We start from the raw sequence: 25,544 nt of genomic DNA, 5'->3' as shown, positions 1-25,544 counted from the left end.
AGACCATTTCTCACTACTGAAAAGCTCGTGATTGACGCATTGCCCCCTCTACGGCAAGATGCGGCATAAAAGATCATCTACGATCAATTACAAGAAACTGCTGTTATTGCTTCCAGAATATTTTGGAATCATTACTCTCAATCTTTTTACACAGTAATTCTATGACCATTTCTCTAAATCGGCAGTGGGCGCTAATCATTGGTCCATTGATAGCAATCGCTGTTGCTGTCGGCATGAATCAATCTGGCTGGGAAGGCCAAGCCTGCTGGACAGGCGCCGTGGCCATTCTGTGTGTTGTTTGGTGGATATTTGAACCGATCCCCATCCCTGCAACGGCCATCATTCCTTTGGCGGTTTTTCCACTCACTGGCGTTTTGCCACAGGAGAAAATAGCCGCGGCCTATGGCAGTGAGTTGATTTTATTGATGCTCGGTGGATTCATTTTATCGGCAGCGATGGAGCGTTCCGGTGCGCACCGCCGGATTGCGCTCGGCATGGTCAATATCATCGGCGGAACCAGTAGCCGCCGTATCGTATTGGGATTTATGGTCGCGACTGCCGCGTTAAGCATGTGGATATCGAATACCGCAACTACGTTGATGATGCTGCCGATTGCACTGGCCGTCATCACGCAGAGTCCCGATAAAAAATTGGCGTTACCGTTGCTATTGGCAATTGCCTACGGCAGCAGCATCGGCGGCTTAGGCACGCCGATAGGCACACCGCCGAATCTGGTTTTCATGCAGCAGTACGAGAGTTTTACCGGAACCGTGGTCAGTTTCTCGCAATGGATGAGCTGGGGATTGCCGGTCGTACTGCTTTTTTTGCCGCTGGCCGGATTATGGCTCACACGTAATCTGGATTATCACGGCAAACTGGTGATTCCTCCCGCTGGCGACTGGCGTCCGGAAGAGCGCCGCGTGCTGATCATTTTTGGTTTGACCGCATTGGCCTGGGTAACGCGTCTCGAACCATTCGGCGGCTGGAGCTCCTGGTTGGGTCTCAATGGCGCTAACGATGCGATCGTCGCGTTGGTCGCTGTCGTCATCTTATTTCTGGTTCCCAATGGGCGCGGCGGCAAGCTGATCGACTGGGAATCCGCAGAACGGGTGCCCTGGGGAATTCTGATTTTGTTTGCAGCAGGCATCGCGATCGCCCGGGCTTTTGTCGAATCCGGGTTATCCCGCGCGATCGCCGATCAATTGGCTGTTCTCGCCAGCTTGCATCCGCTCGTGATGATCACGGCCATCGCGCTAATCGTCACTTTCCTGACCGAAACCACCAGCAATACCGCAACCACGATATTGCTGATGCCCATCCTGGCGTCCGCTGCGCTCGGCGCAGGCATTGACCCCGCTCTACTGATGGTACCCGCCGCGATGAGTGCGAGCTGCGCCTTCATGCTGCCGGTCGCCACTGCGCCAAATGCGATTGTGTTCGGCAGCGGTCATGTCACCGTCGCTCAGATGGTACAGGAAGGATTGGTGCTGAATTTTATCGGGGTTGTGGTGATTACGCTGGTTTGTTATTTTTTGGTTGCGTAGCTGTCAAAACGCAATTATTTTTATATACCTTCCCTTCCTTCTGAAAGATAAATGAATAACATAATTAATAAACTCGGCTGGCTACTGTTTTCCCTCACCGGCGCTTTTGCTTTCGGTGTCATTGCGTTGCACCATGGCGAATCCATCGGCGCGATTTGGATCGTGATTGCGGCGGTCTGCGTTTATATCATTGCGTATCGCTTTTACAGTCTGTTCATAGCTAATAGGGTATTGAAATTAGACTCTACTCGCATGACGCCGTCGTACAAACTCAATGATGGACTGGATCATGTGCCGACCAATAAATATGTGTTGTTTGGACACCACTTTGCTGCGATTGCCGGTGCAGGTCCGTTGGTTGGCCCAATACTGGCTGCGCAGATGGGGTATCTTCCTGGCATGTTGTGGTTATTAGCTGGAGTGGTATTTGCCGGAGCGGTGCAGGATTTTATTGTGTTGTTCGTGTCAACCCGTCGTGATGCACGCTCGCTTGGCGATTTGATCAAATCGGAGCTGGGGCATATCCCCGGCATGATCGCAATGTTTGGCGCATTTTTTATCATGCTGATCCTGCTTGCGGTGTTATCGCTGATTGTGGTCAAGGCGCTGGCAGAATCACCGTGGGGTACGTTTACCGTCGCGGCGACGATTCCGATTGCGATGTTTATGGGAGTTTATTCGCGTTATATCCGCCCTTGTGCGATTGGGGAAGTCTCGCTGATCGGTTTTGTGCTGTTGATGTTGTCGATAGTGGCAGGGCAGTATGTACAGGAAATCCCGGCTTGGGCGGAAATTTTTACGCTGACCGGTGAGCAGTTGACTTGGCTGCTGATTGGATACGGCTTTATCGCTTCGGTGTTACCGGTTTGGTTGTTGCTGGCGCCTCGCGATTATTTGTCGACCTTTTTGAAGATCGGAACCATCGTCGGGCTGGCGATCGGCGTGATCATCATTTCACCCGAACTGAAAATGCCTGCGCTGACGCAGTTTATTGATGGTTCTGGTCCGGTGTGGTCAGGCAGTCTCTTCCCCTTTCTGTTTATCACCATCGCGTGCGGCGCGATTTCCGGTTTTCATTCGCTGATTGCTTCCGGCACCACACCAAAAATGATTCAGAATGAAACCGATGCGCGTTTCATTGGTTACGGTGCCATGCTGATGGAATCGTTTGTCGCCATTATGGCGCTGGTGGCTGCATCCACGCTGGAACCCGGCACCTACTTTGCGATGAACAGTCCGGCGGCAATCATCGGCACGACGGCAGAATTGGCTGCGCAAACCATTTCGCAATGGGGTTTTTATGTTACGCCGGAGATGATTACCCAGACCGCGCAGAATGTGGGTGAGCATAGTATCATTTCACGGACCGGTGGCGCACCGACGCTGGCTGTCGGCATGGCGCAGATTTTGTCGGAAGTTGTCGGCGGTACTGCGATGATGGCTTTTTGGTACCACTTCGCCATTTTATTTGAAGCACTGTTCATCCTGACGGCAGTTGATGCCGGAACTCGTGCCGGACGTTTCATGTTGCAGGACTTGCTGGGTTCCTTCATTCCTGCAATGAAACGCACCGATTCGTTGATTGCCAGCCTGATCGCCACCGGTATCTGCGTGGCTGGTTGGGGGTATTTTCTCTACCAGGGTGTGGTTGATCCATTAGGCGGCATCAATACGCTGTGGCCGTTGTTTGGTATTTCCAACCAGATGCTGGCGGGTATTGCGCTGATTTTGTGCACCTGCGTGCTATTTAAAATGAAGCTTGATCGTTTTGCCTGGGTGACTATTATCCCTCTGACGTGGGTTTGCGTCTGTACACTTACGGCAGCCTGGCAAAAGATTTTTGACGCTAACCCGCGCATTGGTTTTCTGGCGCATGCCAACAAATACCGGGATGCCGTAGCGGATGGGATAGTGTTAGCACCCGCCAAATCAATCGAGCAAATGCAGCAGGTTATTTTCAATGATTATGTGAACGCATCACTGGCCAGTCTTTTCATGGCAGTGCTCATCAGCATGTTGTTTTTTGGAATTAAAACCGTGCTGCAAGCACGCGTTGTTCGTCACCCGACTACACAAGAAGCACCTTTTGAATTATTACCTGTCCACGCGACAATTGAAAAATAAATACTGGAAAAACAAATCATGGTAAACAAAATGACTCAAGCAATGCGCCAGCTCTCACAAAGCTTGCGGCTAATGGTTGGTGTTCCGGAATACAGCACGTATGTCGATCATATGAAAATTGCACACCCGGATCGTCCGGTTATGTCTTATGAAGAATTTTTTCGTGAGCGGCAGGAAGCGCGGTACGGTAGTAAAGGCAGATTAAATCGGTGCTGCTAGAACCAGAAGAATTCTGACTTTGTTAACCGCTAAAAATACCCCTCGGATAACACCCAGGCTTTCCACCCGGCTAAACAAAGTAACGTAAAAAACGCCGCCACCATGTCATCAAACATAACGCCAAAACCGCCGTCCAGATTGCGATCGTAGTATCGGATAGGCTGCGGTTTAACAATATCAAACAGGCGAAACAAAATAAATGCGGCTAACTGCCACGCCCATCCAACCGGCGTAAAGTATAGAACCAAAAGAAATGCTACGGTTTCATCCCACACCATGCCGCCATGATCCGGATCACCCAAAGCCCTGCCGCTAAGACCGCATGCCCAGATGCCTACAATAAACATGATGTCTATCAATAGTAAAAGATAAATTGGACTGAGATAGTAATTAAGTAGCCAAAATAATGGAAATGCAACCAGTGTTCCCATCGTGCCCGGAGCGATGGGACTTAATCCGACGCCGCCCGAAAAGGCAATGAAATAGGCGGGATGACTGTATATTAGCGCAAAATCCGGTTGAAATTGGGTAGACTGGTCACTCGACAAGTCATAAGCTTTAGGCACTGAAGTGGTCATATCCTTTGGTCTCCAATGTGATTTCGCTCCCCTTGGCATCTTTCACAATCAAACCCTCACCTGAAAATATCTCACCAATGCGAGTAAGAGGAGTAGCCAATTCGGCAGAAAGATTTTCAATTTTCTCGCGATTTATTTTCGGGGCTGTAAAGCATAATTCATAATCATCTCCACCGGCCAATAAACAGCGCATTACCAGGGATTTCTGCAAGTATTTTTTTATTACCGGTGAACATGGGATATCGGTCATATTGATGTAAGCCGCCTTTTCAGAAAAGGTCAGGATATGCCCCAGATCCGCCACTAATCCATCGGATATATCAATAGCGCTATGCGCCAGACCGATCAAGCGTTGTCCTAACTCGACCTTTGCGGCCGGTGTCAGTAACGCAGGCAAACATTCCGCAATTTCATTGGGTTTTAGGGCTATTGTCCGCAATTCATGATTAAGCGCCAAGGCAGCATCGCCTAATCGTCCGGAAATCCAAATATCATCATTCAATTGGGCACCGCTACGGCGCAATGCTTTGCCTACTTCAACTTCCCCTATGATTTGCACACCGATATTCAGTGGTCCGGAAGTTGTGTCTCCACCGATTAATTCCACCTGATGCGAGTCGGCCAGTGCAAAAAAACCCGCACTAAATTCGCTTAACCAGGCTTTATTATGTTGCACCAAATTATCCGGCAACGTCAAAGCCAGTAATGCCCAGCGAGGCTTTGCGCCCATTGCAGCCATATCCGAAAGATTAACCGCTAAGGATTTGTATCCGAGTTTGTAAGGATCAGCATTCGCAAAGAAATGTTTACCGCACACCAGAGTATCCGTTGAGATAGCCAATTCTTTATTGTCAGTAGCTTTAATCAGTGCAGCATCATCGCCAATTCCCAGCACTGCTTGAGTTGCAGTCCGTTTGAAATAGCGACGAATAATATCGAACTCTGAACACACGCTGTATTAATACTAAACTTGATTTCTTGTCAGCCTGGGTGCTGCAATCTCAACAGCACGTAATTGAATGGCCAGTTTATCCAGCACCCCATTCACATATTTGTACCCATCACTGCCACCATAAGTTCTGGCTAGCTCTATCGCTTCATTGATAATTGCGCGATAAGGAATCTCCAGATGATGTATTAACTCAAAAGTGCTCAATAATAAAATCGCAAATTCCACCGGACTTAATTCATTTAAAGGACGGTCCAAGCAGGGTTGGATACATTTTTCCAATCCTTCGACATCCTTTAGCACACCTTGCAGTAAGTTCGTGAAGTGTTTCTCATCTACATGCTTAAATTCTTCGGATTCCCGTAATTGTTGCTCAATAAAATTCGCCGTGCCGCCAGCAACACGCCACTGATAAATGCCCTGCAACACAAATTCGCGTGCAATCCGGCGGCGGCTTTTATGTTTTTCCGTCTTTTGGTTTGTGGTGGGATTTGTGTCGGTCAGCGTGCTACTCATAAATCGATTTCATCAATTTTTATATGCAAATTAGCCATTTCCAATGCAACCTGCGCAGATTCCATTCCTTTCTGGCTCATTCTGGCAATCGCTTGATCATCATTATCCGTAGTCAATATCCCATTGGCGACAGGAATCTCTGTTTCAATTTGCACCATGATTAAGCCCCGCGCGGATTCGTTCGCAACGACTTCAAAATGATAAGTATCTCCCCGGATTACCGCACCCAATGCAATCAGCGCATCAAACTGATCGGACAAAGCCATTCTTTTTAATGCCAGTGGAATTTCCAACGCTCCTGGCACGGTCACGAGCAGTATGTTCGAATCTTGCACACCATTTTTCTTAAGTTCTGCAGTACAGGCGCTGAGTAAACCTTCCCCTATATCGATGTTAAATCGGCTCATGACTACGCCGATACGTAGATCAGTTCCATCCAGATTCGGTTCAAATTCAAGAATATCGTCATAGTACGGCATATCTGACTCCTGTAAGTCTATTGATTGATTGTGATCAATTCTTGATCAATTAAAATTTAAATTTTATAGTTTGGGCGTATCCACGTAACTGGTTACTTCCAAACCGAATCCTGTCACACTGGGCATTTTTCTCGGCGCTGACATCAATCGCATTTTTCCTACGTTAAGATCTTTCAGTATTTGTGCGCCAATACCGTGATCACGAAGATCCGTCTTGATCGAGCCGGGATAACGCGATTCCTTCAATTGAACGCGCTCAATCAATTTAGCTGGGCTTTCTTTGCGATGTAGTAGAACAATAACACCTTGCCCCGCTTCAGCAATCAACTTCATGGCATCATGAATGCTCCAGGAATGCGTATTATCATAAATATCCAGCAGATCTATGACTGACAGCGGTTCATGCACGCGCACCAAGGTTTCAGTTGTTGGGTTTATTTCACCTTTAACTAAAGCCAAGTGTGTTGTATTGGCTATTTCATCACGATAAGCTGTCAGTAGAAATTCGCCATGCAGTGTCTGAATTGCACGCTCAGCAACACGCGTTACCAAGCTTTCAGTCTGACTGCGATATTGAATCAGATCGGCTATCGCGCCAATTTTAAGTTGATGTTTAAGCGCAAACTCCATAAGATCCGGCAATCGCGCCATGCTGCCGTCTTCTTTCAGAATCTCACAAATCACCGAGGCTGCTGTCATACCGGCCATTCTGGCTAAATCACAACCCGCTTCAGTATGACCCGCGCGAACCAAGACACCGCCTTTCTGTGCCATCAATGGAAAAATATGACCCGGCTGTACAATGTCTTGTGGCTTGGCATCCGCTTTAACGGCGACTTGAATGGTGCGTGCACGGTCAGCGGCAGAAATACCCGTGGTTACACCGTTCGCGGCTTCTATGGAAAGCGTAAAATTGGTGCCCAAGGGAGCGCGGTTGGCTGACACCATTAAAGGCAAATCTAATTGATGACACTTTTCCTCGGTCAGAGTTAAACAAATCAGTCCACGACCGTGGGTGGCCATAAAATTGATAGCCTCCGGCGTCACAAAATCGGCAGCCAGAACCAGATCTCCTTCATTCTCGCGATCCTCTTCATCAATAAGAATGACCATTTTACCCAATCTCAGATCATCAATAATATCTTGGATAGCACTGATTCTCATGTCTGTTTAATCCCGGTTAAGCTTAAATATTTAATAATCTTGCCACATATCGAGCCAGCATGTCTGTTTCCAGATTCACACGCATACCCGGCGCAAGTTCTTGTAGCGTGGTCACCGCCAAGGTATGCGGAATGAGGTTAACTGAAAATTCATTACCTACAATCTGATTGACTGTCAGACTCACTCCATTGACAGTAATAGAGCCTTTATGGGTAAGATATCGCGATATTGATTCTGGCGCTTGAATGATCAATACAAAACTCTCCCCGATAGGCTCAAATTTAACCACTGTTCCAGTAGCATCCACATGACCACTGACCAGATGTCCACCCAATCGGTCAGATAAACGCATGGCTTTCTCCAGATTAACGCGCATACCAACCTGATCCAGCCCCTGTATACAGCTGAGCGTTTCCTGCGAAACATCTACTGTGAACAGGCCGCCGGTTAACGTCGTAACCGTAAGGCAAACACCATTCACAGCAATACTGTCACCCGCCATGACATCACTCAGATCCATTTTCCCGGCGGAAATACCTAGCGACAATCCGTTATCGCTGTGCCCCTGGACAGGCTGAATCTGTTTTATTTCACCCACTGCTTGTATGATTCCAGTAAACATCCCAATATGTTCTATAAGTTCAGATAAGGCACGAATGATAGGATATGCACTAGCGAATTGATAGCAATGTGACGTGCAAACTACAAATTTCGTACTTTTGTAAGTATACCTTGTAGTGCTTCAAGTAATGAAAGTTACGTTGTGAGAATCAAGGCGATGCGTTGAAAAAACGATATAGCTATTGGCGCGCCCAACACGATTCGAACGTGCGACCCCCGCCTTCGGAGGGCGGTACTCTATCCAGCTGAGCTATGGGCGCTTTGATGAACAAAATGTTATGCCATTTACCGGCCGACAGGATAACTGCTTTTATAACTCTCGTCCAACTTGGATAGCCCTTGATAGAACTAGATAGAACTATTGTGCAAACTTCACAGTGCCCATAGCTCATCTCTAGAAAATCTAAAAACTACTCGAGATTCTTTGCTTCTGTCTCTGTCGAAACAGGAAAAATTTTAACAGTTTTCACAACCCGGTTTTTTGTTTGAATGATTTCTATCGGATAACCGGCAATATTAAGTCCGGTCCCTGCTTCGGGAATATCTTCAAAATACTCCAATATCAAGCCATTCAAAGTTTTTGGACCGTCCAGTGGAAACTGAAAATTAAGTTTGCGATTTAATTCACGCAATAAGGTGCTTCCCTCGACAATAATACTACCATCTTCCTGCTTCAAAAAAGTGCTAGTTTGAGTCGGCGCTTGTGTTGTAAATTCTCCGATAATCTCTTCTATTATATCTTCCAGCGTAACCAATCCCATCCACTCACCATATTCATCGACCACTAAACCAACTCGCATCTGGTTCTCCTGGAATAACTGCAATTGCGAAAATAATGATGTTCCAGAGGGAATAAAATAAGGCTTGCGCATGACCTTCTCGAGTGTGGCGGCCGTTATTTTTCCTCCCTGCATTTGGTTCAGTACTTTGCGCACATGAACAATACCGACAATGTTATCCATACGTTCGCGGTAAATCGGTAAACGGGTATGATGACAAGTCAACAATTGCGTATGGATAACATCATCATCCGCATTCAAATCAATCGCTTCGATTTGACTACGTGGCACGATCACATCGTCAACCGTAATGGTTTCAAGATCAAACAAGTTCAGTAGCATGCTTTGGTGCTTATGCTGTATGAAATGCCCGCCTTCCAATACCAGTGTTTTAAGTTCTTCCGTACTTATTTTCTGCTCAAGCTCACCCTTCTTGGGTTTCAATCGAAACAGAATCAGCAATCCGCTGACAAACAAATTAACGAACCATACAATGGGATAGCAAATAGCCAGCAATGGCGTTAACACATAACTTGCCGCAAGAGCAATCCGCTCCGGATAAGCTGCTGCGATGACTTTTGGCGTAATTTCACTAAATATCAGAATGGCAAAAGTAACGGCTATCGTTCCAATAAGTAATGCAAAGTCATCATGGGCAAAGAAAGTAGCAATGATGACAGCCACCAATGTTGCAGAAGCCGTGTTAAGTAAGTTATTTCCCAGTAAAATAACACCCAGTAACCGATCCGTATTCTCAAGCAATTTTACCGTCAACCGGGCACCACGATGCCCTTGCTTGGCGAGGTGCCGCAAGCGATAACGATTAATCGCCATCATGCTGGTTTCCGACAAGGAAAAAAAACCAGACAGAATCAACAAAAACATCAATGCAATCAGCATGATGTGCAACGACATGTCTTCCAAATAACACCTTTATTCTGTAATGAAAATCGTTAAAAACGATAAATAGTAAAAAACCCTAAAAACGTGTTGTTGTCTATTTTGGATTCAAACAAATGTTTGTCAACAAGAAAAACTAATTGGACAAACATTTGTTGCTTACATTTATAGTAGTCATTTAATTGCTGGCGATGCTAGTGTAGTGTCTCTCAAATGCTCATACATTTAAACAGCGACCTACGATTGCATCATGGCGTTACGAGCACGCTGAATTTTCCGCAAAATTTCTTCGCCCTTGGCATTCCAGACATAACGTTTGGGATTTTGATTGCGGTCAGCCAAATAGTTAAAGATTCTATCTGACAGTTCCTTAACTGAAGTAAAGCTGCCACTGACGATCTGGTCAGTCAGAGCGCGGAAGAAACGCTCGACCAGGTTAAGCCATGAGGATGAAGTTGGCGTGAAGTGCATGTGGAATCTGGGGTGCTTGGCCAGCCAGGCGTTTACCTCGGAATGTTTGTGGGTTGCGTAATTGTCGGCAATCAGATGGATATCCAAATCTTTCGGTGTTTCCCGTTCGATTTTCTTGAGGAACGCCAGCCATTCCTGATGCCGGTGTTGTTTGGAGATGGTTGTGATCAGTTTCCCCTCCAGATAGTTTAGCGCAGCAAACAAAGTCAAGGTTCCATGACGAATATAATCGTGCGTTGTGGTCTTGATATGCCCGATGCCCAGCGGCAAGCCCGGCTGAGTACGCTCCAGCGACTGACATTGTGATTTCTCGTCGCAACACAGCACCAGCGCTTTTTCCGGTGGATTGAGATACAAGCCGATGACATCCCAGAATTTTTCCTCGAAATGAACATCGTTCGACAGCTTGAAGGTTCGGGTCAGGTGCGGCTTGATGTCGTTTGCAGCCCACAAGCGTTGTACGCTGGCCGTCGAAATACCCGCCGCTTGCGCCATGGTACGGCAACTCCAGCGCACCAGATTAGCGGGCGGGCGCGTTACTGTCTCCAACACTTTCTTGACCGCCGTATCGGGTAACGAAGGCTTGCGGCCACGTCCAGGCGCATCCGTGAGACCAGCCAACCGTTCCTTGGCAAAACGCTGACACCAATAACTCACGGTCACACGTGTCACTCCGGCTTTCGCACCGATTGCTTCCTGCGTATGCCCTTCAGCCCTCAGCAAAATGATTTGTGCGCGCTGCCGATCTCGTACTGACACGGTGCTGGCGCGTAACCGCCTATCCAGCTCTCGTTTCTCTTCCTCATCAAGGACAACCTTTGTCTTTACCATGATTCGCTCCTCAAAACAGTTCGTGCTTCGAGTATAAGCAAAATTAGAATAATGTAAAGTCATTTACAAGACACTATACTAGCGAGGGAGGTATGGCAAGTTCGCAGCAGCATTTCAACTAGTTTGAGCACCAATGGCAGTTAATCAACATTCCCACCCAATTCGGATAACAGAACACAAAGCGGTTTAAGAAACGGGTTTATCAAAAACAAATTGGATAATGTATTTGAAAATTGTTTGGATTCTTGTAAACCTATTAATTTGAGCAGCGTTAATAGCATCTCTTCTTTCTAATTCAAATTTTATGTCCGACTGCTCAAAACTAAATTGCAATAGTGCTAAAGATATTGAGCTTCTTGAAATCAAGCACTTGAATGGTCCAAATATTTGGACGTATTACCCTGCTCTCGAGGCAACGGTTGATATTGGCGAACTTGAAGATTTTCCTTCTGATACGATTCCAGGCTTTTATGAGCGATTGTCTGAATGGCTTCCGTCACTGATCGAACACCGCTGCAGTTATGAAGAACGCGGCGGTTTTTTACGCCGTGTAAAGGAAGGTACGTGGCCATGCCATATTCTTGAACATGTAACATTGGAACTGCAAAATCTGGCTGGAATGCGCGGCGGTTTTGGCAGAGCCCGTGAAACCTCAGTACGCGGTGTATATAAGGTTGCATTAAGTGCCTGGCATGCAGAAATTACACGATCTGCTTTGTATGCTGCGCGTGAATTAGTACTGGCAGCAATGAACTTCCAGCAATCTCACAGCCCATCGTATGATGTTGAAGGTACCATCAGACATCTTCGGGATTTGGTTGATTCACTCTGGCTTGGTCCTTCTACAGCTTGTATTGTAGATGCTGCTGTCGCACGCAATATTCCTGCCACCCGGCTCCTTACCAAGGGAAATCTTGTGCAACTGGGATATGGTGCTCGTTCCCGGCACATCTGGACCGCTGAGACAGATCGTACGCCGGCTATTGCAGAAAGTATTTCTCGTGATAAGGATTTGACAAAAGCATTATTACAATCTTGTGGCGTACCTGTCCCAGAAGGACGCATCGTTGACAGCGCTGAAGCAGCCTGGGAAGTAGCTAATGACATTGGTATGCCGGTAGTCGTAAAGCCTTGCGATGGAAACCATGGGCGCGGCGTTTTTATTGAATTAAGCAGCCGCGAAGAAATTGAATCGGCTTATCACATGGCCTTAAAAGAAGGCACGGAAGTATTAGTTGAACGCTATATTGCAGGTATTGAACATCGCTTGTTAATTGTTGGCGGACGGCTCATAGCTGCTACGCAAGGCGACTCGGTATCAGTAATCGGGGATGGCGCTTCAACTATAGCTGAATTAATCGAATCTCAAATCAATTCTGATCCTCGCCGTGGATCAACGGAAGATCATCCGCTAAATCTAATTCGTCTGGATAATGCAGCTCAAATGGAGATTGCCCACCAAGGCTATCATAGTGATTCAATTGTACCTAGTGGCATCAAAGTTCTGATTCAGCGTAATGGTAACCACGCATTTGATGTAACAGATCAAGTTCACCCAAGTACTGCATCCATCGCGTCACTTGCTGCACGTATCATTGGTCTGGATATTGCCGGTATTGATCTGGTGACCAGCGACATATCACGCCCACTGAGCGCACAAAATGGCGCCATTGTAGAGGTAAATGCCGGTCCAAGTTTGCTGATGCATATTAAACCGGCAGTGGGCAAACCGCGACCCGTTGGAAAAGCCATAGTTGATCATTTATTTCCAAATCAAGATAACGGTCGCATTCCTATTGTGGGAATTACGGGCAGTTATGGCAAGACAGCAGTCGCTTATCTTGTTGCCAGATTACTTATTCTTTCAGGTAAACAAACTGGCTTGGCATGCAGCAATGGTCTTTATCAGGATTACAGGCAAATTGATAAAAACAACAGTGCCAATTGGGCGGCAGCTAACCGTACACTGATGAATCCGACTGTCGAAGCCGCAGTGCTTGAGAATGGCTTTGAAGCCATACTAAACGAAGGATTGGTATACGACAGTTGCCAGATCGGCGTCATCACCAATGTTGATCCAGCCTGTCATTTTGGCCGTTATGGAATCGAAACGCTGAAACAGGTTTTTACTGTACTGCGCACACAAGTTGATGTAGTTACACCAACAGCTGCAGCTATCGATGATGTGGAAGAAGATGTAAAACTACCCATCGGCGCTGCAGTACTCAATGCCAAGGAAGAAATGTTGGTTGAGATATCCGAGTTGTGCCATGGTGAAGTAATTTTCTTCAGCATTAGCCCAGACTTACCAGCAATTACTCAACATCGCATCAACGGAACCGGTCCCAAGCAAGGTAAACGCGCTGTGATAGTGCGCAATAACACAATCATGCTTGTTACCGGTTCTGATGAATTACCACTGGTCAGATTGATGGAAATACCCGCTGCAAGTGGCGAACATAGCACGCATGAAATAGAAAATGTGTTAGCAGCTATCGGAGCTGCATGGGCATTAGGTATTGATCCTGATCTCATACGTATCGGAATTGAAACGTTTGGTTTCAGTCAGGAAAAATATAAGTCAGAGTATCAGAATCTTCCAATTGGATTACAAACTCAAGGAATCAAGCTATGAAAGTTTTGCGTATTCGAGCACTGCGCGGACCAAATTTATGGAGTCAGCACACCTCTATTGAAGCTACTATCGTTTGCAATGGATCCGAAAATAATATTGATGCCATCCCTGGGTTTGAAGCACGATTACGTGAACATTTCCCTGAGATTGCTTTACTTCAACCTGCTGGTCATCATGAAGCTGTCACGATAGCGCACGTACTTGAATTTGCCACACTCGGTTTACAAGTTCAAGCAGGTTGCCCGATAACCTTTAGCCGTACCGTTTTAACTCCAGATGCCGATACCTATCGCGTCATAGTCGGTTACACTGAAGAAAAAATTGGCAAACTTGCTTTTGAGCTGGCGCAAACTTTGTGTATTGCAGCCATTGAAGATACTGCTTTTGATGTAACCGATGCTATACATCGTTTACGTGAGCTCAACGAAAATATACGCTTAGGACCGAGCACGGGTGCTATTGTTCAAGCTGCTGTCGCTCGCGGTATTCCGTTTCGCCGCTTAACAGAAGGCAGTTTGGTGCAATTTGGTTGGGGTAGTAAGCAGCGTCGTATTCAAGCATCTGAAAGCGACATGACCAGTGCTGTTGCGGAAGCAATCGTTCAGGATAAGGAATTGACCAAAACTTTGTTGCATGCAGCAGGTATACCAGTTCCTCTCGGCCGAGAGGTAGAGAACGTTGAAGATGCTTGGATAGCAGCTTGCGAAATAGGTATTCCAGTTGTAATAAAACCAAAAGACAGCAATCAAGGTAAAGGCGTAACAGTTAATCTTGTTAGCGCAGAACAAGTAAAAACAGCTTATATGATCGCCGCTGAAATCAGTGATAATGTCCTGGTAGAACGTTATATTCCCGGACATGATTATCGCATGCTAGTCGTAGGCAACAAGCTGGTCGCTGCTGCGCGCCGTGATCCTCCACAAGTTATTGGTGATGGCGTACATAGCATTTATGAATTGGTGGAGCAAATTAATCGCGATCCAATGCGTGGAGAAGGGCACGTCACTTCACTAACTAAAATTCATCTGGATGAGATTTCTATAGCTCATCTGGCAGCGCAGGGATTAACGGCCGAATCGATTCCGGTCAAAGGAATGCGCGTTGTGTTACGCAACAATGCCAACTTATCAACAGGCGGTACCGCCACTGATGTGACCGATGATGTCCATCCTGAGTTGGCGGCGCGTGTGGTTGCAGCTGCAAAAGTTGTCGGTTTGGATATTTGCGGCGTTGATGTTGTTTGCGACAATGTCATGAATTCATTGGAAGATCAAGGTGGTGGAGTTATCGAAATTAATGCGGCGCCTGGCTTGCGCATGCACTTGCAACCTTCTTTTGGTAAAGCACGCGCCGTTGGTGAAGCAATCATCGATTACATGTTTCCTCATGGACAGGATGCTCGAATTCCGGTGATCGCAGTAACGGGAACCAACGGCAAAACGACAACAACGCGCCTGATTGCCAATATTTTAGAAAAAGATAATAAATGTGTGGGCATTACGTGTACAGATGGTGTATACGTCGATGAACAGTGTATTGATACTGGAGATTGTAGCGGTCCAAAAAGTGCGAGAAACATTCTTTTTCACCCTGATATCGATGCAGCAGTCTTAGAAACTGCGCGTGGCGGATTATTACGCGAAGGCTTGGGATTTGATCGCTGCCACGTTGCTGTTGTAACCAATATTGGTATGGGCGATCATCTTGGCATGGCATATGTCAACACTGCGGAAGAACTGGCCGCAGTTAAACGCATCGTTGTACAGAATGTAACACCCGGTACCGGTTTTGCTGTGCTCAATGCCGCTGACCCACTCGTCGCCAGTATGGCTGATTATTGTCCTGGTTCAGTGATTTTCTTTGCGCGTGATAACCATCATCCTGTGCTTGCAATGCACCATGCACAGCATAAACGTGTGATCTATGTAAAAGATGGGTATATCGTCGCTACAGGAGAAAGTAATGAATACCGGATACCCTTGAACGAAATTCCACTGACAAAGAATGGCAGCATCAACTTTCAAATAGAAAATGTGATGGCTGCTGTTGGGGCCGGTTGGGCACTTGGATTGGATTGGGCGGTTATCTATGCCGGTGTAGCCGGTTTTCTAAGCAATATACAGACCGCGCCAGGCCGCTTTAACCTTTTCAATTACCGCAACGCTACATTGATCGCTGATTACGGACACAATCCTGATGCGATACAGGCACTTGTAAGCGCCATTGACAATATTCCATCAAAGAAGCGCTCAGTAGTTATTAGTGCAGCTGGGGACCGGCGTGATGAAGATATCCGTGAACAGACAAGAATTCTTGGTGATGCATTTGATGAAGTAGTACTTTATCAAGATCAATGTCAGCGCGGTCGCGCAGATGGAGAGGTACTGACATTATTGCGTGAAGGTTTGGGTAATGCCAGACGTACTCAAAAAATAAGTGAAATAATTGGAGAGGCAATTGCAATTGATGCGGCGCTATCCAATTTGCAGGATGGTGAATTATGTCTTATTTTGGTTGATCAAGTTGAGCAGTCACTTGGGCAAATTAATAATCGTATAGCATTAGGTTGATATATTGATTGCTAAGTCATTTTACTGAATGACTTAGCTCTTAAACTAGCAGGCCACTGAAAAAGATATTCGAGATAGCCGATACAAGGCAAAAACAGGCGAAAAAACGCAGTTTATGTCTAATAAATGGACATTTTGAGTCTGTTTTTAACACCGCAGCAGCAACGAAGATATTTTTTTAACTCCCTTCTAGAGATTACAGAAGGTGAGTTCGAATGTGACATCACCTTCGTAAACTTTGTTTCTTTGACCCGATTGCGTGGGAATGAAGCGGATATTCAGAGCATATTTATTAGCGCTGATTTCAGGCACACAAGGCAGTTGGTCACTTAAGTTCAATCTCAGCATATGTGCCGAATATTCCGAACCTGTTTGTTGGAAAATACCTTGATTTGCGACAACTTGCAAAGTTCTGCCACTCTTTCTCAATAAGTGAAGCACAATCCCAAATGCATTGCGTATGGGCTGAAATGGTGTTAGCCATTCGTTAAAATCTTTATGCCGGTGAACGGGATCCAAGTTCAACCAATAATGATAAGATGGTAAATCAAATACACAGCAACCGCCCGGTATCCCAATTCGCTGCTTGATTGCCATTAGCCATTCGTTCTCCCGCAAATGCTCTCCAACCTTGCCGGGAAAATCCAGCATTTCCCGGAAGGTGCTTTTTATGTCATTGAGCACAATATCGAGCGCTACCTCAGAAACATCCGGATTCCTGCGTAACATCTCAAGTATCTGCTTTTGTCGTTCAAGTTCTTGTAATAAATCTGATTTAATATCTGCGCGACTGGTAATTTCAAGCACCTCAAATAATGCGATGAGCGAGGCATGATGCTCAGTAGCGGTATCTTTAATTGAAAAGAAATCAATTTTATTGAATAAATCCTCAAGTCGCAGAAGAGTACGGATACGTTCATTAAGCGGGTGTTCGTAACAAATCACAATAGCTATGCATCCACAAGAAAGATTAGAGGTATTAGAATCTTGCCTTAGATAAGATTATTTCACAAAAAAATTAAATTTCCCAAATAATTTCTTACTCGTTATATCCTAGCATCCCGTTTACTCTCTGCAAGATTAAGATATTTATGGTGCAGCTGAATTACCTGTGCTTTCAGGTAATCAATATCCTGATTATTAATCATAACATCATCAGCTTTCTGTAAGCGCTCTTTTCGCGAAATCTGTGTTGCCATAATCGCCCTTACCTGTTGCTCAGACAAATTACTGCGCGAGATGGTACGCGAAATTTGCTGCTGCTCCTCACAATCGACAATCAGAATACGTTGAATAATATTGTCATAATCATTCGTTTCAAATAACAAGGGAACGACGATTATGATGTAGGAAGACTTGGTTTGTGCAATTTTCTGAATAGTTTCTTTAAGAATGAGGGGGTGTAGAATATTTTCGAGCTTGAACCGTGAATCATTATCCGAAAAAATCAGGTTACGCATTTTTTCCCTATCCAAAGAACCATCTGCTGCAATCATACTATCTTGGAAGGCATTACGAATTGGGTTAATGGCTAAGCCATGAGGCTGGGTTAAGTTTCGAGCAATTACATCGGTGTCCACAACGTCAATACCTAAATCTAAAAAAAACTGACTGGCACTGGATTTTCCACAACCAATCCCTCCGGTCAATCCGACGATAAAAGTCATTGATCAGAATAAACCATAATAAGAATGATTTAGCTTTTCTCCCCAAAATAGAGCAATAAATGCCCCGCCAACCAGATAAGGACCGAATGGAATGGGAATGTTCTTATTGAGTCTAGCTGCTAACATTAACCCAATACCGGCAATCGCACCCACCAGCGATGAAAACAGAATGACCAGCGGAAGCATGCTCCAACCAAGCCACGCGCCAATGGCAGACAGCAATTTAAAATCGCCATAGCCCATACCTTCTTTACCCGTTAGAAGTTTAAAGCACCAGTAAATTGACCACAAGGAAAGATAGCCTGCTACAGCGCCAATAACCGCAGATTGAATATCAGTAAAACCGTTGTTCATATTAACCAGTAAGCCCACCCATAATAGTGGTAACGTTATATCATCCGGCAGCAATTGCGTATTCAAATCAATGACAGCAAGGGTTATGAGTGCCCACACAAAAATCAATACCGCAATGGTTATCACACCATAACCATAGTACCAGGCAACAAAACCGCTCAGAAGGGCTGTTACTGCTTCTACAATAGGATAACGCAGTGAAATCCTTGCATGACACTGAGAGCAACGCCCATGTAGAAAAAGATAGCTAACAATAGGAATATTTTCCCATGCGGTTATTTTATGTTTGCAATGGATACATTCTGAACGCGGGGTAATCAAGTTAAATGTTGGCAATGCTTTGTTCGCTTCACCATGCAGCTCCGCGCATTGCTGCAGCCAATTTCTTTTCATCATTTCAGGCAGACGATATATCACTACGTTTAGAAAACTGCCGATCATTAATCCGATTATTGCGACAAATGAAACAAAGAAAGCAGGCATATCTTGCAGCATGGATAGTAATGGCATGGTTATCATGTAATAGAATTAAATTCCGGGAGTCGCATTTAATTAACAACCATACCCATTTTAAAGATGGGCAAATACATAGCAATAACCATACCACCAATTAGTGTTCCCAATACAACCATGATGATGGGTTCCATCAAGCTTGACAGTGCAGCAACTGCATCATCGACTTCTGCTTCGTAGAAATCAGCAATTTTACTTAACATGGAATCAAGTGAACCGGCCTCTTCACCGATGGCGACCATTTGAATCACCATATTCGGAAATACATTGGTGCCGGCCATAGAAGACGTCAAACTATTGCCTGTACTGACTTCAATTTGTATGTTCTTTGTGGCTTCAAAATAAATATGATTCCCTGCCGCACCCGCCACAGAATCCAATGACTCTACCAGAGGAACACCTGCAGCAAACATAGTTGAAAGCGTACGCGACCAGCGTGCAATCGTGGCTTTACGAATTACTTCTCCGAAGATAGGCAGCTTAAGTGCAAAACGATCCATAACACGTTGCATTGAGATCGAACGCTTCCAAGTATACAAAAAAGCATAAATTCCACCACCCAGAACACCTAAAATGGCCCACCAATAAGCGACGAAGAAATTTGAAATGGTCATTACAAGAAGCGTTGGCGCGGGCAATTCAGCGCCAAATCCTTCGAATAGATCTTTAAAGGCAGGGATTACAAAAATCATGATGACCGCAGTAATAACAAAAGCAACCACGATAATCGAAATAGGGTAAAAAAGTGCTGATTTAATTTTTCCCTTGATGGCTTGAATTTTTTCTTTGTAGGTTGCTAAACGATCTAAAATATGGTCCAGAATACCGGCAGCTTCTCCCGCTCCCACTAGATTACAATATAATGCATCGAAGTAAAGTGGGTATTTGCGAAATGCATCTGTCAAATTACTACCAGTTTCTACATCGGCTTTAATATCCAATAGTAGTTTACTCAAGGCTCGGTTGCTGTGCCCTCTGCCCACTATATCGAAGGCTTGTAGCAGCGGGACACCAGATTTCATCATGGTAGCCAGCTGACGGGTAAATAACGTAATATCCTTATCAGTAATTTTGCCACCAGCCTGAGTTTTCTTTATTTTTGTAACTTTGATACCCTGGCGGCGTAACGTAGAAGTAACAATGACTGTCCCAGCAGCGCGCATTTCACCTTTTATCTGTTTACCAGCTCGGTCCTTTCCTTCCCACGAATAATTAATTTCTTTTATTTTATTTTCTGTGTGCGCTGTCACAGTTGCCATAATTAGCTCCTAAAAAACTGAGAGTATCCATGAAATAAATACTAGAAAAACATTACAAAAACTCACATTCCGCCACTATCATTGACAACAAAGCGCAAAAGATTATTTTGAGCTTGTGCGGCATTAACGGCATAGTTTCGTGTATCACTTAGCGTTATTTCATAGCATATCGCTCAATCTTAGATTTTATTGGCTCTCCGTATGAACAGATTTAATGCCATCATAAACTGTTGGGTACAACAAGCTGACGTGCAACTCTTTTTTCATTCTTAGATTATTAAGCCGCCTGGACTCTTTCATGAAAGATAGCATCGTAGGTGATATCTGTTCTTGAGCTTGATTGCGGGTGATACGAAGGGGTCGCGGCAAACCAAAATGATCCGCAACCAAATCAAAATATTCCCCCATTTTCAGATGCGAGTCATCACAGGTATGATAGATTCTATTTGGCTTTGCATGTTGCAAAGCAGCATAAATTATTCGAGCGAGATCATCCGCATGAATATGATTGGTATAACCGTCTTCAGTATCCAATAATGCCGGATGACCTTCTCGCAAGCGTGTTAGTGGCAATCTGTTTTCTGCATAAATCCCCGGTACGCGTAAAATGGAAACAGGAATATGATTCCGCTTTCCCCAATTACGTATCTGTCTTTCAGCATCGATGCGCCGTATTGCTCGACCGCTCTCCGGGTGAACTGGGTACGTTTCGTTTATTAACTCTCCGTGGCAATCGCCATAAACCCCGCTGGTACTGATATAAATGAGTCGTTGTGGTAAAATTAACGTGCGTTTTTTTGTTCGTCTGGTTAATGCTGACAGCAGATGCGTAGTCCTGCGATCGTATAATCCTTGGCTGGGCGGTGGGGCCAAATGAAGAACTAATTGTGCAATCCCAGCGAGTTTCTCAAGACTTCTCGGTAGGTCAAGATTTCCGTAAATTGGGATAATACCATGCAACCTTAAATGGTCAGCGTTATCCAAATTACGATATAAACCGAGCATTCGATAATGCGTTTGTAATAGTGGCACTGCTCGTAAGGCAATATCACCGCAACCAACAATTAATAGTGTTTTTTTCATATCAGTTATTTATTTTTAATTATAAACTTCTATTTTCCCGCCACTCAATGTCGTATCAAATCATTATTAAACCCAGCGATCATGCTCTAAAAGTAGAGTCAGGAGAAACAATTCTTGAAGCAGCCCTCCGTGAAGGTTTCTCGCTGCCTTATGGCTGTCGCAATGGTTCCTGTGGGATTTGTAAAGGAACAATCATACAAGGAGCAGTAGACTATGGCCACCCTAGTGAAGAAGCCTTAACTGAAGACGAAAAGCAAGCCGGTAAAGCATTATTTTGCTGTGCTTCTCCATTAACGGATCTGGTTATTGAATGTCATGAAATCGGTGCCACTAAGGATATTGAAATTAAAACATTACCGTGCCGTGTACATAATCTTGAGCTTGTCGCTCCTGATGTGATGGTTATTTCTCTAAAACTTCCTACTAATCAGCGTTTGCAGTTTTTAGCAGGCCAATATATCGATATCTTGCTCAAAGATGGAAAACGCCGGAGTTTTTCTTTAGCAAATGCACCACATGATGATGAGTTTTTACAATTACATGCACGTAATTATCCTGGAGGCGCATTTACTGAACATGTTTTTACACACATGAGAGTCAAAGATATTCTTCGCTTCACAGGACCTCTAGGATCATTCTTTCTACGCGATGCTCCCGAGGATACTTCCATTATCTTTCTGGCGAGCGGCACAGGGTTTGCGCCAATCAAAAGTATTCTTGAACATATTTTTCATCAAGAGAACGGTCGATACAAAAAAATGAGAATGACACTCTACTGGGGTGCTCGCAAAAGAGCTGATCTATATTTAGCGGATTTAGCAGATAAGTGGCAACAACAGCACAAGAATTTCACTTTTGTCCCTGTGCTGTCTGAGCCCTTACCAACCGACAACTGGGAAGGGAGGATAGGTTTGGTACATGAAGCTGTCATGCAAGATTATCGCAGTTTGATAAAACATCAGGTATATGCCTGTGGCGCCCCAGCTATGGTAAAAGCTGCATACCACGACTTTACCAATCTTCGCAATTTGCCGAAAGATGCTTTTTTCTCGGATGTATTTACACCCTCAACCAGCAATCCCCAAGTTGTACAGGAATCTTAGCTGCATTAACTAAGTTGTTTAAGTGTCAATTCAAGCCCTTTATTATAATGATTCATAGCTAATTCGTGTTTACCTAATTTCTCATTAAGTTGAGCTAAAGCAAAATGCGCTTTATGCCCCGGTTCAACAGACAAGCTGGCTTCCAAATAATTTTGCGCTTTACCCCAAAGCTCACAGTAGGTGCAAAGTTTACCGAGTGTCAATAACAATTGTGAGTTATTGGGTTGTGATTTAAGCCAAACTTCAGCACACTCGATCTGTCTATTAACATGATAATCTAGACATTCCGCATAGAGTTCAATCAATTCGTCATCCCATGTAATGGGAACATTTTGTTCTATAATCCGATTTGCAATCGTGCAATTTCCTAATGAGATGTAGGCCCGCGCAGCAGCAACAGAAAGCTTGCTATCCATTTTCTCCATCGGTGATATGTGCTGCCAATACTGGTTTAGTAACTGTAAATCAGAAGCTTTGCTTCTAATATTTTCTATTTGTGCGTGATGTTTTAATTCCCTTACTAACGTTTTATTGGCTGACTGACGTTTCGCAAGGATTTCAGTTAACTCAATGACTGCATCCCAATTCCCAGCTTGTTGTTGCGCTTCCAGCTCCAGTTGTAAAACAACAGTCGATTGTAAACCGCCATCCGCGTACAATGATTGCAACGTTTTAAGCGCTTCTTCGTAACGCCGATCATTCAATAGAAATTCAGTTTTAGTGGCAAGGCATAACGATTTTTCATCGGGTGCTTGATGGAGTGCAGTGCGCAGATATTGATCTCGCGCTGTGATTTCATCAAGCTTATTTGCCGAACGAGCTGCAATGACAGCGCAAATTGCTTGGGCCGTCGATGAATCAGCTAACTTTAATGCAATGGCTGTATTTCTTTGGGCTTTAACAAAATCGCCCTCAAAATAAGCTTTCAATCCAGACAATAGCATTTCGTCTGTTTTTTTATGGCGATGCCGTCGACTGAATCCAAATATTCCCAGAATAATCCGGACTACAATGTAGAAAATAAAAAATGCAGCAATTACCCCAATAATAAAGTGATCAAGTGATAGCTCTATTTGGTAGGGTGGCATCTCCAACAGAGCACGGCCCGTCATGTTTTTTGCCGCGAGTGTAACAGCTACAGCAGCAGCAAATAGTGCCAATAGCCAGAGTATTAGTTTCATATTTTCTCCTCATTGCAGTAGAGCGATCATTGTTAATGTGAACCACAAATTACATAGACACCAGCCATGATTAGTTCGAATGGTGTAATAAACGCTTTAGCTTTAGCTTTAGCTTTATTCCGCAGCCCGCGTGCTTTTTCTACTAAACTGTATATTTCCCGGTTACCTTAAAGTACGCTTGCAGGCTTTCCAGCAAACCTTCATCTCCAGCAGACATAGCTTTTACGATTTTTCCCAGCCCCAATTCTTTCGCTGTCCGGGCTATGCGTTCATGAGTTGTAAAAACCGGGGTCGATTTCAGTAATTGTTGGCCAAGCTTGCCTATTATGTCAAATAAATTATGCAATCCTTCGCTGCTCGTGATAATCACGGCGTGTATCTCGCCTTGCGACCAAGCAGCAATTAGTGACGTAGTATCGATATCTGGCTTCCTGCGCTGGTAGCATTCTGCGTATTCGAGAAGTGCGCCACGCTGAATGAGCGTATCTCCCAGTAACTCCCTGCCACCGTTACCACGAAAAATAACAACCCGTTTGCCAGCCATGTTTTGCAATTGCTCCTGCTGCAGTAATGCTTCACTATCAAAATGCTCGACTGGAACGAGTACCTCGTTGATGCCATAATGCTTTAAAGCATCTGCACTGCCTTTACCGACAGCGGCAAATCTCAAATGAGATGGCAATATACGTTGCTTGCCTATTAACTGCATTGCTTTGTTGACAGCATTAGGACTGACAAATATCGCCCAATCGAATTCATCTAAGCGGCCAATTAGATCTAGTAATGGATTTAAATCTTTTACATCAGTTATTTCGAGTACCGGAAGTAGAATTGGATTACCACCGATAGCGCGAATACCTTCTGCCAGAAAAACCGATTGATGTATTGGACGAGTAACTAGAATATTAATACCGTCTAACTGTTTATTTGCAAGCAATGCTATTTCCAACCTTCTGCAGGGACCAGTGTTGCCAAGATTTCATCAGCGCCTTCTGTTATTAGCTTTTTAGCCAATTGTTGCCCGATAGCAATACCAGTTTCTGGTTTGCCATTCAATGCGCCACTGACAATGCGTTTGCCATCGGGTTGCGCAACGAATCCACGTAACTCGAGTATGCCATCGATAATTTCAGCAAATGCTCCCAATGGTACCTGGCAACTACCTCCCAATACGCGACTTAAGGCTCGTTCTGCTTCAACACAAAAGGCCGTTGGCTGGTGATGCAAAGGTTGCATTAGCTCAACCAAATCTATGCGATCAGCCCGGCATTCGATACCCAAAGCACCTTGCCCCACCGCCGGTAAGCTTTGCTCAGGATTCAGCAGTGCTGTGATGCGATCAGATAATCCAAGCCGTTTTAAACCAGCCGCAGCAAGTATGATTGCAGCATACTGCCCCTCATCGAGTTTACGTAACCGGGTTTGCACATTGCCGCGCAATGGCTGTACTTGAAGATAAGGAAAACGAGCACGCAATTGACTTTCTCGCCGCAGGCTTGATGTACCCACGACACTGCCTTCTGGCAGCGTATCCAGATTAACATATTGATTGGAAACAAAAGCATCGCGAGGATCTTCCCGTTCCGTGATGGCAGCAAGCTTGAATCCCTCGGGCACATTCATGGGCATATCTTTCATCGAATGCACCGCGATATCGGCGCGTCCATCTTCTAAAGCTTGCTCCAGTTCCTTGATGAACAAACCCTTCCCGCCTATTTTTGATAATGACTGGTCCAGTATTTGATCGCCGCGCGTTGTCATGCCGAGTATGCTGACTTCAGTTTGCGGGTATAATTCGCCTAAACATTTCTGAATAAACTTAGCTTGCCACATTGCAAGCAGGCTTTCACGTGATGCAATGACGATTTTCTGGGGATATAAAAGTGAATTGGGCATTAATAGTATAAAATGAAAAAATTACAAAAAATTCTTAATAATAATCATTCTAGCATGGTCGGCACGGACTTGGCTTGTCGCAAGTGCGTGCCGGATTCATTTTTAAGT

At 44.9% G+C, this 25,544-nt stretch carries 22 protein-coding genes and 1 tRNA gene; 6 read left to right on the top strand and 17 right to left on the bottom strand.

The window, feature by feature from the left end; all coding sequences use genetic code 11:
* Positions 1-161: 161 nt before the first annotated feature.
* The 3 genes from NIT79A3_RS00740 to NIT79A3_RS00730 are packed head-to-tail and all read left to right on the top strand — an operon-like array spanning position 162 to position 3,887.
* The gene (locus NIT79A3_RS00740; RefSeq protein ID WP_013964358.1) at positions 162-1,544 is read left to right on the top strand and encodes an SLC13 family permease; all 1,383 of its coding nucleotides are present in this window, start codon (positions 162-164) and stop codon (positions 1,542-1,544) included.
* Positions 1,545-1,595: 51 nt separating this feature from the next.
* On the top strand, positions 1,596-3,668 hold the full coding sequence (locus NIT79A3_RS00735) for a carbon starvation protein A (protein WP_013964357.1): 2,073 nt from the start codon (positions 1,596-1,598) through the stop codon (positions 3,666-3,668).
* Positions 3,669-3,686: 18 nt separating this feature from the next.
* A complete protein-coding gene (locus tag NIT79A3_RS00730) occupies positions 3,687-3,887 on the top strand; it encodes a YbdD/YjiX family protein (RefSeq protein WP_013964356.1) in 201 nt (66 codons plus the stop codon).
* A gap of 29 nt (positions 3,888-3,916) precedes the next feature.
* Here NIT79A3_RS00730 and NIT79A3_RS00725 read toward each other — a convergent pair whose 3' ends face one another.
* The 9 genes from NIT79A3_RS00725 to NIT79A3_RS00685 all read right to left on the bottom strand — a co-directional run bounded on the left by NIT79A3_RS00725 (position 3,917) and on the right by NIT79A3_RS00685 (position 11,175).
* The gene (locus tag NIT79A3_RS00725) at positions 3,917-4,465 is read right to left on the bottom strand and encodes a phosphatidylglycerophosphatase A (RefSeq protein WP_013964355.1); all 549 of its coding nucleotides are present in this window, start codon (positions 4,463-4,465) and stop codon (positions 3,917-3,919) included.
* Complete coding sequence (thiL, locus tag NIT79A3_RS00720) at positions 4,446-5,417, bottom strand: thiamine-phosphate kinase (protein WP_013964354.1); 972 nt, start codon at positions 5,415-5,417, stop codon at positions 4,446-4,448. The genes NIT79A3_RS00725 and thiL overlap by 20 nt, the downstream gene beginning before the upstream one ends.
* A 12-nt stretch (positions 5,418-5,429) precedes the next feature.
* A complete protein-coding gene (nusB, locus tag NIT79A3_RS00715; protein WP_013964353.1) occupies positions 5,430-5,930 on the bottom strand; it encodes a transcription antitermination factor NusB in 501 nt (166 codons plus the stop codon).
* Positions 5,927-6,409 (bottom strand): 6,7-dimethyl-8-ribityllumazine synthase, encoded by a 483-nt coding sequence (ribH, locus tag NIT79A3_RS00710; RefSeq protein WP_013964352.1) that lies wholly within the window; start codon positions 6,407-6,409, stop codon positions 5,927-5,929. Before ribH ends, nusB begins: the two co-directional genes overlap by 4 nt.
* A gap of 63 nt (positions 6,410-6,472) precedes the next feature.
* Positions 6,473-7,573 carry a bifunctional 3,4-dihydroxy-2-butanone-4-phosphate synthase/GTP cyclohydrolase II gene (ribBA, locus tag NIT79A3_RS00705; RefSeq protein ID WP_013964351.1) on the bottom strand — a complete coding sequence of 367 codons (1,101 nt, stop codon included), beginning with the start codon at positions 7,571-7,573 and terminating at the stop codon, positions 6,473-6,475.
* Between the two features lie 22 nt (positions 7,574-7,595).
* Positions 7,596-8,195 (bottom strand): riboflavin synthase, encoded by a 600-nt coding sequence (locus NIT79A3_RS00700; protein ID WP_013964350.1) that lies wholly within the window; start codon positions 8,193-8,195, stop codon positions 7,596-7,598.
* A 182-nt stretch (positions 8,196-8,377) separates the two neighbouring features.
* Positions 8,378-8,454, bottom strand: a tRNA-Arg gene (locus NIT79A3_RS00695).
* A 150-nt stretch (positions 8,455-8,604) separates the two neighbouring features.
* On the bottom strand, positions 8,605-9,888 hold the full coding sequence (locus tag NIT79A3_RS00690) for an HlyC/CorC family transporter (protein WP_013964349.1): 1,284 nt from the start codon (positions 9,886-9,888) through the stop codon (positions 8,605-8,607).
* Between the two features lie 222 nt (positions 9,889-10,110).
* Positions 10,111-11,175: an IS630 family transposase gene (locus NIT79A3_RS00685; RefSeq protein WP_013964348.1), complete on the bottom strand. Its 1,065-nt coding sequence runs from the start codon at positions 11,173-11,175 to the stop codon at positions 10,111-10,113.
* Between the two features lie 304 nt (positions 11,176-11,479).
* Here NIT79A3_RS00685 and cphA (NIT79A3_RS00680) point away from each other — a divergent pair, with 304 nt between their 5' ends.
* Together cphA (NIT79A3_RS00680) and cphA (NIT79A3_RS00675) are read left to right on the top strand one after the other, a co-directional pair.
* A complete protein-coding gene (gene cphA / locus NIT79A3_RS00680) occupies positions 11,480-13,810 on the top strand; it encodes a cyanophycin synthetase (protein ID WP_013964347.1) in 2,331 nt (776 codons plus the stop codon).
* On the top strand, positions 13,807-16,380 hold the full coding sequence (gene cphA / locus NIT79A3_RS00675) for a cyanophycin synthetase (RefSeq protein ID WP_013964346.1): 2,574 nt from the start codon (positions 13,807-13,809) through the stop codon (positions 16,378-16,380). Before cphA (NIT79A3_RS00680) ends, cphA (NIT79A3_RS00675) begins: the two co-directional genes overlap by 4 nt.
* Positions 16,381-16,569: 189 nt before the next feature.
* Here cphA (NIT79A3_RS00675) and zapD read toward each other — a convergent pair whose 3' ends face one another.
* From zapD to NIT79A3_RS00650, 5 genes are all read right to left on the bottom strand, one after another.
* Positions 16,570-17,325, bottom strand: a complete 756-nt coding sequence (gene zapD, locus NIT79A3_RS00670; protein ID WP_013964345.1) for a cell division protein ZapD — start codon at positions 17,323-17,325, stop codon at positions 16,570-16,572.
* 101 nt (positions 17,326-17,426) lie between these two features.
* Positions 17,427-18,047 carry a dephospho-CoA kinase gene (gene coaE / locus NIT79A3_RS00665; RefSeq protein ID WP_013964344.1) on the bottom strand — a complete coding sequence of 207 codons (621 nt, stop codon included), beginning with the start codon at positions 18,045-18,047 and terminating at the stop codon, positions 17,427-17,429.
* 3 nt (positions 18,048-18,050) lie between these two features.
* Positions 18,051-18,911, bottom strand: coding sequence for an A24 family peptidase (locus tag NIT79A3_RS00660; RefSeq protein WP_041360430.1), 861 nt, complete (start codon positions 18,909-18,911; stop codon positions 18,051-18,053).
* Positions 18,912-18,949: 38 nt separating this feature from the next.
* A complete protein-coding gene (locus NIT79A3_RS00655; protein ID WP_013964342.1) occupies positions 18,950-20,173 on the bottom strand; it encodes a type II secretion system F family protein in 1,224 nt (407 codons plus the stop codon).
* 186 nt (positions 20,174-20,359) lie between these two features.
* The gene (locus NIT79A3_RS00650) at positions 20,360-21,256 is read right to left on the bottom strand and encodes an SDR family oxidoreductase (RefSeq protein WP_013964341.1); all 897 of its coding nucleotides are present in this window, start codon (positions 21,254-21,256) and stop codon (positions 20,360-20,362) included.
* Positions 21,257-21,303: 47 nt separating this feature from the next.
* On the opposite strand from NIT79A3_RS00650, the gene NIT79A3_RS00645 reads away from it, so the two are divergent.
* Positions 21,304-22,359 carry a CDP-6-deoxy-delta-3,4-glucoseen reductase gene (locus NIT79A3_RS00645; protein ID WP_013964340.1) on the top strand — a complete coding sequence of 352 codons (1,056 nt, stop codon included), beginning with the start codon at positions 21,304-21,306 and terminating at the stop codon, positions 22,357-22,359.
* Between the two features lie 5 nt (positions 22,360-22,364).
* Here the strand turns inward: NIT79A3_RS00645 and NIT79A3_RS00640 are convergent, their stop codons facing one another.
* The 3 genes from NIT79A3_RS00640 to hemC all read right to left on the bottom strand — a co-directional run bounded on the left by NIT79A3_RS00640 (position 22,365) and on the right by hemC (position 25,436).
* A complete protein-coding gene (locus tag NIT79A3_RS00640) occupies positions 22,365-23,540 on the bottom strand; it encodes a heme biosynthesis HemY N-terminal domain-containing protein (RefSeq protein WP_013964339.1) in 1,176 nt (391 codons plus the stop codon).
* 142 nt (positions 23,541-23,682) lie between these two features.
* Positions 23,683-24,477 carry a uroporphyrinogen-III synthase gene (locus NIT79A3_RS00635; RefSeq protein ID WP_013964338.1) on the bottom strand — a complete coding sequence of 265 codons (795 nt, stop codon included), beginning with the start codon at positions 24,475-24,477 and terminating at the stop codon, positions 23,683-23,685.
* A gap of 2 nt (positions 24,478-24,479) precedes the next feature.
* Positions 24,480-25,436, bottom strand: a complete 957-nt coding sequence (gene hemC / locus NIT79A3_RS00630) for a hydroxymethylbilane synthase (protein WP_013964337.1) — start codon at positions 25,434-25,436, stop codon at positions 24,480-24,482.
* Positions 25,437-25,544 lie beyond the last annotated feature (108 nt).

It is taken from the genome of Nitrosomonas sp. Is79A3, from assembly GCF_000219585.1.
Lineage (GTDB): Bacteria > Pseudomonadota > Gammaproteobacteria > Burkholderiales > Nitrosomonadaceae > Nitrosomonas.
Note: the sequence above shows the minus strand (reverse complement) of the source record. Positions and strands in the feature narration are given on the sequence as shown.

Coding starts and splice junctions, on each gene's coding strand:
- NIT79A3_RS00740 (WP_013964358.1), top strand. CDS start 162: ATGACCATTTCTCTAAATCGGCAGTGGGCGCTAATCATTGGTCCATTG.
- NIT79A3_RS00735 (WP_013964357.1), top strand. CDS start 1,596: ATGAATAACATAATTAATAAACTCGGCTGGCTACTGTTTTCCCTCACC.
- NIT79A3_RS00730 (WP_013964356.1), top strand. CDS start 3,687: ATGGTAAACAAAATGACTCAAGCAATGCGCCAGCTCTCACAAAGCTTG.
- NIT79A3_RS00725 (WP_013964355.1), bottom strand. CDS start 4,465: ATGACCACTTCAGTGCCTAAAGCTTATGACTTGTCGAGTGACCAGTCT.
- nusB (WP_013964353.1), bottom strand. CDS start 5,930: ATGAGTAGCACGCTGACCGACACAAATCCCACCACAAACCAAAAGACG.
- ribH (WP_013964352.1), bottom strand. CDS start 6,409: ATGCCGTACTATGACGATATTCTTGAATTTGAACCGAATCTGGATGGA.
- ribBA (WP_013964351.1), bottom strand. CDS start 7,573: ATGAGAATCAGTGCTATCCAAGATATTATTGATGATCTGAGATTGGGT.
- NIT79A3_RS00700 (WP_013964350.1), bottom strand. CDS start 8,195: ATGTTTACTGGAATCATACAAGCAGTGGGTGAAATAAAACAGATTCAG.
- NIT79A3_RS00690 (WP_013964349.1), bottom strand. CDS start 9,888: ATGTCGTTGCACATCATGCTGATTGCATTGATGTTTTTGTTGATTCTG.
- NIT79A3_RS00685 (WP_013964348.1), bottom strand. CDS start 11,175: ATGGTAAAGACAAAGGTTGTCCTTGATGAGGAAGAGAAACGAGAGCTG.
- cphA (WP_013964347.1), top strand. CDS start 11,480: ATGTCCGACTGCTCAAAACTAAATTGCAATAGTGCTAAAGATATTGAG.
- cphA (WP_013964346.1), top strand. CDS start 13,807: ATGAAAGTTTTGCGTATTCGAGCACTGCGCGGACCAAATTTATGGAGT.
- coaE (WP_013964344.1), bottom strand. CDS start 18,047: ATGACTTTTATCGTCGGATTGACCGGAGGGATTGGTTGTGGAAAATCC.
- NIT79A3_RS00660 (WP_041360430.1), bottom strand. CDS start 18,911: ATGCCATTACTATCCATGCTGCAAGATATGCCTGCTTTCTTTGTTTCA.
- NIT79A3_RS00655 (WP_013964342.1), bottom strand. CDS start 20,173: ATGGCAACTGTGACAGCGCACACAGAAAATAAAATAAAAGAAATTAAT.
- NIT79A3_RS00650 (WP_013964341.1), bottom strand. CDS start 21,256: ATGAAAAAAACACTATTAATTGTTGGTTGCGGTGATATTGCCTTACGA.
- NIT79A3_RS00645 (WP_013964340.1), top strand. CDS start 21,304: ATGTCGTATCAAATCATTATTAAACCCAGCGATCATGCTCTAAAAGTA.
- NIT79A3_RS00640 (WP_013964339.1), bottom strand. CDS start 23,540: ATGAAACTAATACTCTGGCTATTGGCACTATTTGCTGCTGCTGTAGCT.
- hemC (WP_013964337.1), bottom strand. CDS start 25,436: ATGCCCAATTCACTTTTATATCCCCAGAAAATCGTCATTGCATCACGT.